This is a genomic window from Leptospira ainlahdjerensis, assembly GCF_016919175.1.
Taxonomy (GTDB): Bacteria; Spirochaetota; Leptospiria; order Leptospirales; family Leptospiraceae; genus Leptospira; species Leptospira ainlahdjerensis.
Window position 1 is genome coordinate 90,013 of sequence record NZ_JAFFPU010000006.1, and the last position, 14,539, is coordinate 104,551.

The window sequence follows — 14,539 nt, forward strand, 5'->3', positions numbered from 1 at the left end:
CCAAAAGAGGAAACGTTTGCCAGTTACTCATATCACAAGTCTATCGCTCGAAAATATCGCGGTCGAACTTTCAAAGAACATCCTCGCTGAAAGGAAAGATTCTCCCTTGCGCGCTCCCGTGATCGTGATTCCCAGCACGAATATGAAACTCTGGTTAAACCTCAATCTTTCCCGTATCGACGGGTTAACTGCCAATCTCCGTTTTTTATATTTAGAAAAAGCCCTTGAAGAATTTTATCTGAGAAGGGCCGGATTCGATTTTGATCCTTTCCAGAGAAAGTTTCCAAGTCAAGAAGCCAATCAAAGAAAAATTCTTGCGTATCTGATGGAAAATAAAGATCAAAAGGAACTTCGATTCCTACGTTCTTATCTACTAAGTATTCCCCGTGCGTTTTCACTCAGCGTAAAACTGACTTCGCTTATCAAAGATTACGAGTTGAACCGATCGAGCTGGATTTCCTCCTGGGCGAAAGAGAAAGGACTGGAACTCCCTTCGATTTCACACCGTCCATCTCCCTTTCCGAAAGAGGACGAATATTATATTTTCCAAAAGGAACTCTATCAAAAAGTTTTTCTTAGTTCGAAAGAAGCGGCCACTTTGGTTCAATTTCTACTGAAAGAGTCGCAAAAAAATCCAAAAGTTTCTCCGAAGGAATTTCCTTCGCTTCATCTTTTTTGTTTGTCCAATCTTTCGGACACTTACCTTGGAATTTTAGAATCTCTTTCCAAACGGGATCAACTCCCGATCTATCTCTATCAATTTCATACAGGCGCAAAAAAAATTCAGCGCGATTCTTACGGTCCTCGAAATTGGTCAGGTCCGCAAGTTCATCTTGCCGCGAGAATGGAAAACTTAGAGCAAGGCGCATCCAAAAATATCGAAACTTCCGATCCCTTTCCTCCGAAACTAAACTCTCTCAGAGCCTTGCTGGACGGAAAACCGAAACAAGAAATCGGAATCCTATCGGATTCATCGGTGCGCTTTTGGAACGCGCCTTCCGTTTATCGCGAAATGGAAGCCGCCACAAACGATATCCTCTATAAGATGAATCGAAATCCACGACTAACGTATTTGGATTTTGCGATTCTTGTAACGGATATGAAAGTCTATCGCCCCGCCGTTGAATGGGTGTTTGACGGTGGAATTCTTTTGCAAAGTTCGCAAGACGGAAAGACCGTCGATCCGCTCCCGATACGAAAAAAAATCCCGTATTCCCTCACCGACATCAAGGCAAACGACGCTTCGTTATTGTATAGGGCTCTGATCTGCATCTGGGAAATTTGTTCCGGCGCGACGATAGAAAAAAATAACCTGCTTCGTCTGCTCAGAAATCCCCTTTTAAAGAAAAAACTTCGGATCCAATCACAGACAATTCTCGATCTGGAGAACATGATTGATTCCACCGGAATGATCTACGAAGAAGAAGGACGTGAATCCGATTCTTTTCAGATCTCGAACGTTATGAGAAGAATCCGATTGTCGTCGATTCTTTCAAAAGAGACCGCGTGGACAAAATACAAAATTCCTCCAATCGATCTCGAATCGGACGAAAACTCTTTTTATCTTTCCACTTTCTGGGAAATCATACTCAAGACTAAAAGAAACATTCTTTCAGTTTACAAGGAAAAAAATAACCAATGGACCCAGGAATACTTTAGAATATTAAGAAGTTCTTTAGAAGAACTTTTTGATTTTTCGGAAGAATACGAACAGGAAGGAAAACTTTTTATTAGCTGGCTGGAATCCCTCGGCGGATGGGAAGGAATCCGGCTTGAAAACGAAAAGGAAGGGGTCGCGCTCCTCAAGTTCATCACCGAACAGACCTTCGATCAAATTCCGTATCGAAAAGGAGCGTATCTAACCGGCGGAGTAACCATCTCTCTCCTACAACCGATGCGGCCGATTCCATTTAAACACATTTATATCCTGGGATTGGGAGAAGGAAAATTCCCTGGAAACAACGATCGTTCACAACTCAATCTCAGAAAGGATTTCAAAGAAGAATGGGATATCTCCCGAAAGGAGATTCAAGAATCACTTTTATGGGAGACGATTCATTCCGCAAAGGAATCCCTTACCTTGAGTTACGTCGGAAAAAATCTTCAGGAAGACAAAACCTTCGAACCCTGCTCGCATCTTTTCGAAATCATGGAATCGTTCGAAACCAGCGAAGCGATTCAACTTCCACTGCATTCGTATAGTATAAAATACGAACATACCCCGGAAGAACTTGCACAAGGACTGGTGAGCTTCGATTTTTCAAGAGTATGGATCAACGGAGACAGAAACGATCCAAATATTTTAGGCCGTTTTCAAAAGCCGGAGGATTTAAAAAAGAGCCAGACTACCCTTTCCGTCAACGAAATCGACCTCCGTGAAATTTCGCAATTTTTAAGCGATCCTCTGGATGCGTATCTAAAAAAGAAGCTGGGCATGTATTTGGACGAGGAAGAATCCGCCGAAACGAAGGAAGAGCCCTTCGATCTGGACGCGATCGCAGAAACCAATATATTAAAAAAAATGCATGCACTCATGATGCCGAATATAGTCTCAAAGGACCCCTGGGCATGGGACGAAAAAACGATATCCGATGCGTTGACTCCTATATTAGAATTGGAAAAAAGATCGGCTCGATTTCCTCAGTCGGTTTTCGGAAAAATTCAGGAAGCCGAACTTCTAGGATATCTTCGTCTTACGAGTGAACTTCTATCGAGCTGGAAAACCCTCTTCCAAGGCGGAGAATATTATTCTTATCTGAGTTTGGGAGACACCGGATTGCCCGAAGAACTTTGTAAAAAATTCCCCGAACTAGAAGTGTTGTCGAAATCCGGCAAAACATTAAAAATAAAAGGAGAATGGGAACACGTCGTGGAAAAAGAAGGCGTTCTTTATTGGCTTTTTCCCAAGAGCCTCGAAGACAAACCTTCCGAGAATTATTACGGCTACAAAGACTATTGGAAGGTGATGAGTTTTCCGTTCCTTACGGGAGTCGCCTTTTCCGCATTAGGTGAAAATTTTAAAATCTATTCCTTTAAGGCCCGGCCTTCCGAAGATACAAAAAAGAAAAATTTTCTCCCGATACAATATATACCGGAAGAATCTTCGCAAGGACGGGAATACTTTCGGAAGATTATGGAGTTTTATCTCCGAGAAGAACCCGTTTTTTTTCCGAGAAAAGCGTTTCTCGGTTACTATGTAAAAAATATCCAGGGGGCCGCGGGAAAAAAGGCGACGCCGGATAACGTAGCCAAGTTCGACGACGAAATCGCGTGGAAAAACTATCTCAAGGAAGAATTGGATTCGATCCAAGAAGATCTTTCTCCCCTCGTAAAACTTTATCGTCAAACGTCCGAATTGATTTTGAGCTCGGAGATTCGTTGGGCTAAAGACTTCTACAAACCTTTCTTGGACTGGAGAAAGGATCTATGAGCGGACTGACTCGTCCTTATAAATTAAAATCCAGCTTTATAGAAGCATCCGCGGGAACCGGCAAAACATATACGATCATGGAGATCGTAGGGGATCTGGTTCAAGAATATAAAATTCCACTTACAAACATCCTGATTCTAACATATACCGAAAAAGCCGCCGGCGAACTCAAAGAACGACTTCGAAAAAAATTACTCCAATCGGATCTTACCAAGGAGGCCAGAGAGCTCGATCAGGTTACGATTTCAACTATACACGGATTTTGTAATATGATTCTCCAAGAATATCCCGTGGAAACCGAAACACCCTCCAACTGGATCTTGACGGATGCTAAAGAAAGACTGAGAATCGCACTCTATCGCCTTCAACACGAAGAATGGAAAAACCGGGTGGATCCTAACGAATTGGAGTCCTTACTTTCCGAATCCAATTATTTGGAGAACCGGGATCGGATCCTTTCAGCGGGGGCAAAAATTTTGAGCGGAAAAAATTATTCATATAACAACGATTTTGCGACAATATCCCGAGAGAATTTTCTACAAAAAACGGCACTGATCGCAAAGGAAATGGTGGAAGAAGAATTCAAAGACGGGGAATGGATGAGTTACGATCAGATGATTCTGAAAACGAAAGACTCTCTGAAAAATCCGTTTCTAAAAACGGCGCTTCAAAACAGATATCAAATCGGGATCTTAGACGAGTTTCAGGATACGGACGCCGCGCAGTATGAGATTTTTTCACAGTTATTCTTAGATTCCAATCCGCAAGAATCCCAAAGAGCTTTGTATCTCATAGGAGATCCGAAACAATCGATCTACGGTTTCCGCGGCGCCGACATCGGGACTTATTTGAGCGCAAAAAAAGACCTCGAAAAAATTCACGCCGAAGAAATTCCGCTCGATATAAACTACCGATCCGTTCCCGAACTGATAAAAGGTTATAACGAAATCTTCGGAGGCAAAACCGGAGAAAAAAGTTTTTTCCCAATTATAGAAAAAGGATTCGAAACACAACCGATTCTTTACACAGACGTAAAACATCCCGCAAACGAAGGGAAGATCCGCCTGAGCCGTCGACACAAGGAAGGTCCGATTCAGATCGTTCGTTTTCAGGGAAGAGAAACCTGGAAGACTGACGATGCGAGAATCGCCTGGGGACAATTTATCGCGGAGGAGATCCTCAAATTAGCCTCTCCCGAAAATTCTTTCTCTTATGAAACCTACGACGAACGTTCCAAAACTTTTCAGGAAAGAAGACTCAACTTCAAAGAGATCGCAATTCTGGTCAAAAGCAAGGCCGAAGGAAAACTCGTCGAACAGGCGTTAAAGCTTCGAGCGATTCCTTGTTCCTTTTACAAACAAGAAGGAATCTATCAATCGCCCGAATCGATTCAGATCTTAAATATTTTAGAATGCCTTCTCGATCCGAACAAACCCTCTTCGTATCGCAAACTTCTTTTTGGAGATTTGTTTCAAGTTCATCCGAATAACCTTCCATTTTTCGACGAACACTCCATCGATTCCTATGAAAAATCCATACTTGACCGCTGGAAAGTATTGGCGATGGATCGTAAGTTCGCGGAACTTTTTCGATCCATCGAAGAGGACAGCAGAATCTTTCTGACCGAAGAAGAAGCCGACATAGCATGGGAAAGAAAAAGAACCAACTACAGACAGATCTTTCGAAAACTTCTTCAGTTTCAAATAGCAAACCAAGCCGGGCTCGAAGAAGTATTAGAAGAATTGAAACAACTTCAGTCTGAAAAAAGAAACGAAGAGGAACTTCCCCTATTCGAAAGGGAAACCGAAAAAGACGCCGTTCAAATTCTTACCTTACACGCATCCAAGGGTTTGGAATGGCCTGTCGTATTCTTATTCAATCTTTCCGGAAATTTCACGCCAGAGGTCTACGACTATCCTTTTGCGGAGCCTGAAAACGGTAGGACTTGGAAGTTGAGTCTTTGGGATACCGAAGAAGAATTGAAAATTAGTAAAGAAGAATATTCTTATCAAAATCTCAACGAAAACAAGCGACTTCTCTATGTGGGTATTACACGTCCCAAGATTAGATTGTATCTTCCTTTTTTCACTCCGCTTAACAACTGGAAGACGAGAGACTCCGCCTATTTCAAGATTCTTTATCCGAGACTCCAGGCGATTCTGGAGAACGAACCGAATCCGGAGTTTTTTCAACTCGTATCTTGGACTCCGCGGAATTTGGAACGAAGCGAACAAATCATTCATAAACGAACCGTGCCGACGGAAGTTCGTTTTACTCCGTTGATCCTGCAGGAATCGAATTCTCCAAAGACGGTATGGATCCACAGTTATTCTTCCTTAAAATCCAAGGCGAATGTCGCTTTAAACGATGAGGCTCTTTCCGTTTTGGAAGGAGGAAGTTTTTTAAAGTCGGACGAAATCGAAGATTCTCATTTGGAAATGGAAGACGAACTTCCGTCGTCCGCTGCGACGGGTTCTTTTTTACATCTCCTTTTGGAGGAATTAGACTTCTCGCTTTTTGGAACAAAAACTTCGAAAGAACTTCTCAACAACGAACTTATCGTTTCTAGGATGAACTTTCATCTCGACTATTTTCAACTTTCTAAAACGAAACAGAAAGATACCGAACCGGAAAAGGATGTCTACAAAAGAAGAGCCTGCGAAATTCTCTGGAACTCTTTGAATGCAAAAGTCCCGGCTTTGAATCAAACCTCGTTTCGTCTTTTGGACATTCCAAAAACGAAAAGAGTTTCAGAGATGGATTTTCACTTGGACTTGGATCCGGAAAGAAACGGCCCCGGCAATTATCTAAAAGGTTCCATCGATCTCGTCTTCGAATTTGAGAATAAATTTTATCTCGCAGATTATAAATCCAATCTTCTTCAGGACTATTCCCTATCCTCGTTGAAAAAAAGTATCGAAAGTCCGGAAAGCAGATACAATCTTCAAAGGGATATCTACGCGATGATCCTTTTCCAATATCTAAAGAATATTTTCGGGGAAAAGGAGGCGTTTCAAAAACTCGGAGGAGTTTTTTACTTCTATCTCCGAGGAATGAAACCCGGAGAAGACAAAGGAATTTATTCCGACTTCGATTGGTCCTTGGAAAGATTAAACGAAATCAAGGACGACTTACGTCTTTTGACAAGTCAGAATTGGGAGAATTTTCTATGATGGAAGAATTGTTCCCGTCCTGGACTACGAAGTTAAAAGAAGACATCCTTGCGCTTACCGAGCTCGAATCCAAAAAGAAAACTAATTCGAAATTTTCCGAGGAGACTCCGGATAGTTTATTAGAAATTCTGAATGAACTCTGGAAAGCCGGTGAAGACGGAAATTTGTGTATTCCTGTCCGGAAAGAATGGAAAAATTTTCTCAGAACAAAACCTCCGGCTTTGATCGTCGAAAAGATCGGAAATACCGAATGGATTTTTTTTGAAAAGACGTTCCGCACCAAAACTGAACTTGAAACTCGCCTTCACGAAATCATTAGCGAAACCGTCCGACTCGAAACCGATTTAGAAAAGGCCGACCGAATTCTCAAAACCCTGGAATCCAAAAGTTTTCCTCTCAAAAAAGGCCAGGTTCGATCGATCTGCTCCTGTCTTTCCTCCTCGTTTCAAATCATAAGCGGCGGGCCAGGAACCGGAAAAACGACCGTAGTCGCATTCTTATTACAAATTTTGAATGAACTGGGCGAACTCCCGCCGCCGGACGAGATTGCCCTCGTGGCGCCGACGGGCAGAGCCGCTCAAAGATTGACGGAGTCCATTCAGGAAAATCTCAAAAAAATTTCGAACACGGAAGAGAATTCACTTCTGAGAGGACAAACCATTCATGGACTTCTTTCCTACAAACATTCGTTAGGCGGCTTTTACTACAATCAAGAACGATACCTTCCCCATCGACTGATTATCGTAGACGAAGTTTCCATGGTGGATTTGAATCTAATGCTTTCCTTGTTTCAGGCCTTACCGAAAAATTCATCGTTCCGCCTGATTCTCATAGGAGATCCGAATCAACTTCCTTCGGTTGAAAAAGGCGCCGTGTTAAGCGACTTCCTATCTATCTTAGAATCCGAAAAAGGGACTTATATCTCCAAACTCGAAGAAAGTAACCGTCAAAAGAAAAACGCCCAAGGGGAAGTTTCACAGATCGTCACCTTAGCGGAGGAAATTTTAAAGTATGCCCCTGAAAATTTGAATCTTGGGACAAAAATAAACGATACGTTTCCAAAGACGAAAAGCATCGGAGAAGAAGTCGTCTACGAAAGCCAGGTCGTGTGGCTGCAAAAGACCTCGGCCCCCGATCAGGATGTTTTAACAAGGGACGAGGTTGTAGAACTACTTTGGGAAAAAATTTTTTTACCGCAAATTTCACGGATTGGACTTTGGAAAGTCAAGGATGGAACCGAGTTTACCGACTTTGATTTTATCCGAACATTCCAAAGAGAACTCGGAAGATTTCGCTGTCTCACCGTTTTTCGAAACGGATATTGGGGAGTGGAATCGATTCAATCCAAGATCATAAATCTTGCGGCGCAGGATCTTTATGGAAGAATTACGTCTTCCCCTTCTCAAAATTTATTTCCGAAAAGGCTCGCAAAACGACTCTACTTTGTAGGACTCCCTGTCTTGATCACACAAAACGACAAAAGCAGAAAACTATTTAACGGAGATATCGGACTCGTTCTCAGAATAGGTGACACCGGAGAATTAAGGGCCGTCTTTCCGATCGAAAATCGACTTTATTCTTTTGCCTTGGATACACTTCCGGAACACGAACCGGCTTTCGTGATGAGCATTCACAAAAGTCAAGGATCCGAATATGACACAATTCTAATTTACCTTCCGGATAGAGCGGAGTCCGCCGAGTCCAATTCTCAAAAATTACTCAACCGGCAAATCCTTTATACCGGAATCACTCGTGCAAAAAATCAAGTTATCCTTGCTGGAAACCCGAAGACATGGGAACTCGGAATCGAAAACGTCCAAAAGAGAAACACGGGGTTTCGTTGGAATCAGAATCGATAAGCGCTTTTTTACGAAACATCCGATTACAAGAAAATAGATTTCATTTATAAAAAGATTGCGAATTCCCTCTTTTTATATTATGAAGGACCGTCATGAATCGGCTCATAAGTGGAAAGATTCCACATTTCTTTTTTTGGATTTCCATTTCCGGATGGATTCTTGGGCAGGTCCACTGCAAGCCGATCCAGGAATCGGGCCCGACCGCGAAAGAAGGAGTTTTGATTCTTTCAAAAGATCTGCTGGCAAAAAATACGGTCGTTCCGCTGGAAGGAGAATGGGAATTTCAGGAAGGTTTTGAAAAAAAGGAAGCCGCAGGTTATATATCGGTTCCCGGTTTTTGGGGAAATAGCGGATTTCCTGCTTTCAAAAACAAGGCGTTCGGTACGGCGACTTACAAACTCAAAGTTGTCGGCCTCGATCCTGGAGAATACGCGATCAAGTTTCATGAGATCCACAACGCGTATCGGGTTTTTATCAACGGAAAATTGCTTCTGGAATTCGGAAGACCTTCCCAAAATCCGGAAACGGAAGTAAGAAGAATAGGAAAACCGATCGTTCACTTTCGCGTTGAAAACCAAAACGCTCCTCTTGAAATCATATTACAAATTTCGAATTGGTTTGAGGCGGTCGGCGGGATTCGAAGAACCCCGGAGCTCGGAAATTTTGAAACCATCCTGAACACTGATAAAACAAAAAGAAAACTGGACTTTCTTACGTTTGGAGCCTTGCTTTTTTTCGGATTTTCGAGTTTTTTTTTCTATCTTTTGACAAAGGAGGAATCGTCCTCCATTTATCTTTCCCTTGTTTGCGCGACCTTGGGTTTAAGGATCTTTTTTACCGAAGAACATTATATCTTCGAAGCTTTCCCGGATTTCCCCCCCTTGCTCGAATTCAGAATCGATCAAGGAAGTCTATTTTTTCTCGCGGCCGTTTTTTTAAGTTATATCCATTCATTATTTCCTAAAGAATTTAAAACTTTACCGTATCGTATATTCGTTATTCCTAATTTTTTCATGCTCGGAATTTTTTGGATGTTCCAGGGAAAACCATTGGAAACTCTTTTTGAAGCGTATCTGATCTTTATGTTCCTTCTTATCCTAGTCGTTTTTGTTGTAATGATACAAGCGGCATTGCGTAGAAGAACCGGCTCCGTCGTGTTCTTAATATCCTGTCTTCTTCTTTTAATCGGAGCTTTGAACGATACCCTCTCTCGTTTGGGATTGATCCCCACTCCCTACATCGTACCTTACACCTTCTTATTATTTATCGCGTTCCAATCGGTTTTGATTTCGATTCGCTATCGAAGTCTTTTAAAGTTTACCGATTCTCTTAATCGAGAACTTCAAGTTAAATTCAGAGCAATTTCCGCTTCGATCCAGGAGGCGATACTCGTATCGGACGTATCCGGAAAAATTCTTTTTTGGAACGAAGGAGCCGTGAAAATTTTCGGATGGGAAGGAGAGGAAATACTCGATTCTCCGTTGGAAAGAATTCTTCCCGAGAGGATTCGGAATAAACATAAGAAAGCATTTCGAAGATTTTTTGCATCCGGAAGAAAAAACAATCCTTCCCAAACGATAGAATTGATCGGTTTAAAAAAAGATAATACTGAATTTTCCTTAGAACTTTCGCTCACACACTGGATCCTCGAAAAAGAACGGTATATCGGACTGATCATCCGAGACGTAACTCAGAGAAAGAATCTGGAATCTCAGAGAGACAGGGCTCTCAACCTTCTTCAATCGGATCTTCATACCGCTGAAAAATTGCAGAAGTCCATGTTTCCCAGTCCTCATACACAGGATTGGCCGTTTGTTTGGTCGGTTTTATATCTTCCTATGGGACCAATCGGAGGCGATCTCTACGACATTCGAAAAACCAAGAACGGCTCTTGGAGATTTTTTATAGCGGATGCAACCGGACACGGAACGCAAGCGGCCCTTTTGACGATGGCGATCAAGGCAGACTACGATACGGTCGAGGAAACGGATTCTCAACCCGGAATTATATTAGAACAATTGAATCAAAAGATCCATCCTATGTTTCATAATCTGAATTCTCTTTTTACCGCCTTTATTCTTGACTGGGATCCGGATTCGGGAAGAATTCATTACGCTTCCGGAGGACATCCGGAACAAATCATTCTTGCCGATAACACAAAGGTTGTATTGCCGAAAACGGGTCCAATCCTAGGCCTGAAGTCTTCGGCGAAGTTTCAGACTCGATCGTATCGATTCGATTCTCCATTTCGGCTTTTTCTTTTTTCGGACGGAGCCTTCGAAGTATTTGATAAGAATCTAATGCAGCTCTATGGAGAAGAACGATTTCATTCTTATCTACACGAGAACTCGCGGACTCCGATCTCCGAAATTCTGGATTCTCATTTGAAAAGTCTTTATCATTTTAGGGAATCTCGAGAATTAACGGACGATCTTACTCTCCTTGCGATCACGTTAGGGGAATGAATGCAATTTCTTTCTTAATGAGTTTTTCGAAATCCTGCTGGGCTGAAAAATAGGTTCCGCTATTTTTGGCATTCTATCCATTGTATTAAACAAGGTCAGAGAAGAATTAAAAGTATGAAACGGCAATCCTCCATTGTTTCCATCAATAATCTTTCGAAGTCGTATTCGAACGGTTTCCAAGCGTTGAAAAATGTTTCTTTGGAAATTCAGGAAGGCGAAATTATAGCCTTACTTGGACCCAACGGCGCCGGAAAGACGACGCTCATCTCAATCATCTGCGGAATCGTAAATCCGAGCGACGGTTTTGTTCACGTGGCCGGAAAGGATATTCTGACTGATTTTCGATTTACGCGCTCGAAGATCGGACTGGTTCCTCAGGAACTGAGCGTTCACGCGTTTGAATCCGTTTGGGCGACGGTAAGTTTTACGCGCGGTCTGTACGGAAAAGCGCCTAACCCGAGTTATATCGAAAAACTTCTAAAATCGCTTTCTCTTTGGGATAAAAAAGACAGTACGATCATTACACTTTCAGGCGGAATGAAACGAAGAGTTCTGATCGCAAAAGCCCTCTCGCACGAACCCGCCGTTCTTTTTTTGGACGAGCCCACGGCCGGCGTCGACGTCGAACTTCGAAAAGATATGTGGAACATCGTCCGTAATCTGCGGGAAAACGGAGTTACGATCATTCTAACCACGCATTATATCGAGGAAGCTGAAGAGATCGCGGACAGAATCGGCGTGATGAACAAAGGAGAATTGATCTTAGTGGAAGATAAGAAAATTCTAATGCAAAAACTGGGAAAAAAACAGATCATCCTCGACCTCAGCCAGAGTTTAAAAAAATTACCTTCCACTCTAAAGACAAAAGGGTTGGAGCTTTCTAAAAACGGAAAACAACTCGTTTATACTTACGATTCTCACGCGAAACAAACCGGAATCTCCGCCCTTCTTCAAGAATTAAAAAAAGCTAAGATAGAGTTTCAGGATCTGAATACGACTCAGAGTTCTCTGGAAGAAATTTTTGTCCAATTGGTAAAGGAGTCAGAATGAATCTGCACGCAATCAAATCCATTTATATCTTTGAAATGTCCAGAACCTGGAGAACCCTGTTCCAGAGTATCGCTTCTCCCGTCCTTTCGACTTCCTTGTATTTTATCGTCTTCGGTTCCGCGATCGGCTCTCGAATCCAAAAAGTGGACGGAGTCGATTACGGATCTTTCATAGTTCCTGGTCTGATCATGTTATCCTTATTGACTGAAAGTATTTCGAATTCTTCCTTCGGAATTTATTTTCCAAAATTCACCGGAACGATCTATGAGATTCTCGCAGCTCCGATTTCTATGATTGAAATTGTGATAGGCTTTGTCGGCGCCGCGGCTACGAAATCCGTAATTCTAGGTACGATTATGCTCGCGACCGCATCCTTGTTTGTTCCCGTGAGAATCGCACATCCTTTTGTGATGATTCTTTTTCTTCTTCTTACTTCGATTTCTTTTAGTCTTTTCGGTTTTATCATCGGGATCTGGGCCGACAGTTTCGAAAAACTTCAGATCATCCCGATGTTGATTATTACCCCGCTCGTATTTCTCGGTGGAAGTTTTTATTCAGCTAGCATGCTCCCTCCTTTTTGGCAAAAGGTTACACTTTTCAATCCGGTGCTTTATCTTGTGAGCGGCTTTCGTTGGAGTTTTTATGAAATTGCGGACGTGAGCGTCGGCGTAAGTTTAGGAATGGTCTCCATCTTTTTAAGCGTTTGTCTGCTTTTGGTTTGGTGGATTTTCAAAACCGGTTATAAGATCAAAAAATAATCTTAGAATATTCAATTTTTATTACGTTCTCTTTTTTTTCTGGGAATGTAATAAAAGCCTTGATCGATTTTATAATTCTCGCTTTCCTACGTCCTCAAAAGTGAGCGGGATCGATCTCGTCGCTTTTGCTTCCAAGTTTAAATTCAAAAGTGGCCGTTATGAAAGCAAATCAAACTTCGTTCTCGGGCAAAAAGATATTCATTTCCGGCGGTTCGACCGGAATAGGGAAAGGTCTTGCCCTTGAGTTCGCAAAGAATGGGGCCAGCATCGTAATTTTGGCAAGAAGTAAAAAAACTCTCGAAGAAACCGTGAAGGAACTTAGAACGGTCGGACCTCAAGACGCGATCTACGATTTTGCAGTGGCGGACGTCTCCGATATTTCGCAAGTAAACATGGCCGCCCAAAAAACACTCCGAACTCTGAACGGTTTGGATCTGTTGGTTTGTAACAGCGGTTATGCGAAGGTGGGAAAGGTAAACGATCTCGAAGAGTCCGATTTTCGAAATCTGATGGATATTAATTTTTTCGGTCACGTAAACGTGATCCGAGCGTTTCAGGATCACTTTATAAAACAAAATTCCGGAGATATCGTTTTGATTTCTTCCATGCTCGCCACATTTTCGATCTACGGGTACGGAGCCTATTCCGCGAGCAAATTTGCGATTACCGGATTCGCGCAGTCTTTGCGTCAAGAAATGATGCTTCACAACGTTCGAGTGAAAATTTTTCTTCCTCCTACTACTGAAACGCCGGGGCTCGTAAAGGAAAACCGGGATAAACCCGACCTCGTAAAAGAAATCGAAATGGGTTCAGCTCTCAACGCCACACATTCCGTAGAGAAGGTTTCCAAAGCGTTCCTCTCCTGGTTTCCCAAAAAACGTTTTATCGGTTACGCCACTTGGGATTCTTGGCTTCAGTATTTTCTAGTGAGACATTTTCCGGAATGGACCCTACTTCTTGCGGATGGAGAATTGAAATCGGCTCAAAAAAGATTGGATCGTAGAAAGGCGGACGACTTGCAATAGATAATAGATTCTATTTTTAAAATCTATTATCGTTCTCGTAAAATTGAAATGGATTTTGTCTCCTAAATTTGTTCGGAACATTTCCGTTGCCCAAAAAAAGGGACCACTGATCGGATCCCTTCCAATGTGCGACCAAGGGAACGAACTCACTCGTTTTTCTTCAATTCCGTTTCTACGGTTCGTTCAATGCATATAAAGTCTCAAAACGAACCTGCCGCCCTTCCCTTCTCTGGAAAGATTGAATATTAGAAAAGGATGTTTTTATTCGGATCTCAATCGATCAACGAGTCCGTTTCCTTTGGGAAGAACCGAAAATAAATTCAAACTTCAGTCATCCTCGATTCAGAGAAGTTAGCCTTTTCGAAAGCCGCGGAATCTTCGTAAAAGTGATAACCCAAAATACGGTTGTCTCTGATAATACATTTCAAAGCCCAATCACTGCTGAATAAATTTCCGGTTGTCTTCAACTTGTGGACGAAACTTCCGCTCGCGAATGCGACGTCTCCTTCTCCTATTACCGAATCGACCGAAAACGCCTTTGTTTCAAAAAACGTTCCTAAGTTGGTAAGAAATTTTTGAAGTCCTTCTTTCCCGTTGTAGGAGCCGTGTAAACCAGATCTGGCCGGATCATTTCTTACCGCGACGACAGAAACGTCGTCGTGAAAAAGGCTTAAAATTCCCTCAAAATCCCCCTTTCCGAATGCGTTGAAAAAGCTCTTCACAACCTCGGCGCTTTTTTTTGTGTTTTCCATTGTATTTAATTCTCCTTAATTGTAGAT

General features: G+C 42.3%; 8 protein-coding genes. 7 read left to right on the forward strand and 1 reads right to left on the reverse strand.

The annotated features are described in order from the left end of the window. The first annotated feature begins 16 nt into the window (after positions 1-16). The 7 genes from JWG45_RS01780 to JWG45_RS01810 all read left to right on the forward strand — a co-directional run bounded on the left by JWG45_RS01780 (position 17) and on the right by JWG45_RS01810 (position 13,760). Entirely contained in the window at positions 17-3,430 is a 3,414-nt protein-coding gene (locus JWG45_RS01780) for an exodeoxyribonuclease V subunit gamma (protein WP_205278070.1), read from the forward strand. Then, positions 3,427-6,603 carry a UvrD-helicase domain-containing protein gene (locus tag JWG45_RS01785; RefSeq protein ID WP_205278071.1) on the forward strand — a complete coding sequence of 1,059 codons (3,177 nt, stop codon included), beginning with the start codon at positions 3,427-3,429 and terminating at the stop codon, positions 6,601-6,603. The genes JWG45_RS01780 and JWG45_RS01785 overlap by 4 nt, the downstream gene beginning before the upstream one ends. Then, positions 6,603-8,462, forward strand: coding sequence for an exodeoxyribonuclease V subunit alpha (recD, locus tag JWG45_RS01790; RefSeq protein ID WP_205278101.1), 1,860 nt, complete (start codon positions 6,603-6,605; stop codon positions 8,460-8,462). Before JWG45_RS01785 ends, recD begins: the two co-directional genes overlap by 1 nt. 92 nt (positions 8,463-8,554) lie before the next feature. Then, positions 8,555-10,927: a SpoIIE family protein phosphatase gene (locus JWG45_RS01795; RefSeq protein WP_205278072.1), complete on the forward strand. Its 2,373-nt coding sequence runs from the start codon at positions 8,555-8,557 to the stop codon at positions 10,925-10,927. Between the two features lie 114 nt (positions 10,928-11,041). Continuing rightward, positions 11,042-11,977 (forward strand): ABC transporter ATP-binding protein, encoded by a 936-nt coding sequence (locus JWG45_RS01800; RefSeq protein ID WP_205278073.1) that lies wholly within the window; start codon positions 11,042-11,044, stop codon positions 11,975-11,977. Further along, positions 11,974-12,735: an ABC transporter permease gene (locus JWG45_RS01805; protein ID WP_205278074.1), complete on the forward strand. Its 762-nt coding sequence runs from the start codon at positions 11,974-11,976 to the stop codon at positions 12,733-12,735. The genes JWG45_RS01800 and JWG45_RS01805 overlap by 4 nt, the downstream gene beginning before the upstream one ends. A gap of 158 nt (positions 12,736-12,893) precedes the next feature. Next, the gene (locus JWG45_RS01810) at positions 12,894-13,760 is read left to right on the forward strand and encodes an SDR family NAD(P)-dependent oxidoreductase (RefSeq protein WP_205278075.1); all 867 of its coding nucleotides are present in this window, start codon (positions 12,894-12,896) and stop codon (positions 13,758-13,760) included. A 320-nt stretch (positions 13,761-14,080) separates the two neighbouring features. Here the strand turns inward: JWG45_RS01810 and JWG45_RS01815 are convergent, their stop codons facing one another. Next, on the reverse strand, positions 14,081-14,512 hold the full coding sequence (locus JWG45_RS01815) for a nuclear transport factor 2 family protein (protein ID WP_205278076.1): 432 nt from the start codon (positions 14,510-14,512) through the stop codon (positions 14,081-14,083). Positions 14,513-14,539 lie beyond the last annotated feature (27 nt).

Coding starts and splice junctions, on each gene's coding strand:
- JWG45_RS01785 (WP_205278071.1), top strand. CDS start 3,427: ATGAGCGGACTGACTCGTCCTTATAAATTAAAATCCAGCTTTATAGAA.
- recD (WP_205278101.1), top strand. CDS start 6,603: ATGGAAGAATTGTTCCCGTCCTGGACTACGAAGTTAAAAGAAGACATC.
- JWG45_RS01795 (WP_205278072.1), top strand. CDS start 8,555: ATGAATCGGCTCATAAGTGGAAAGATTCCACATTTCTTTTTTTGGATT.
- JWG45_RS01800 (WP_205278073.1), top strand. CDS start 11,042: ATGAAACGGCAATCCTCCATTGTTTCCATCAATAATCTTTCGAAGTCG.
- JWG45_RS01805 (WP_205278074.1), top strand. CDS start 11,974: ATGAATCTGCACGCAATCAAATCCATTTATATCTTTGAAATGTCCAGA.
- JWG45_RS01810 (WP_205278075.1), top strand. CDS start 12,894: ATGAAAGCAAATCAAACTTCGTTCTCGGGCAAAAAGATATTCATTTCC.
- JWG45_RS01815 (WP_205278076.1), bottom strand. CDS start 14,512: ATGGAAAACACAAAAAAAAGCGCCGAGGTTGTGAAGAGCTTTTTCAAC.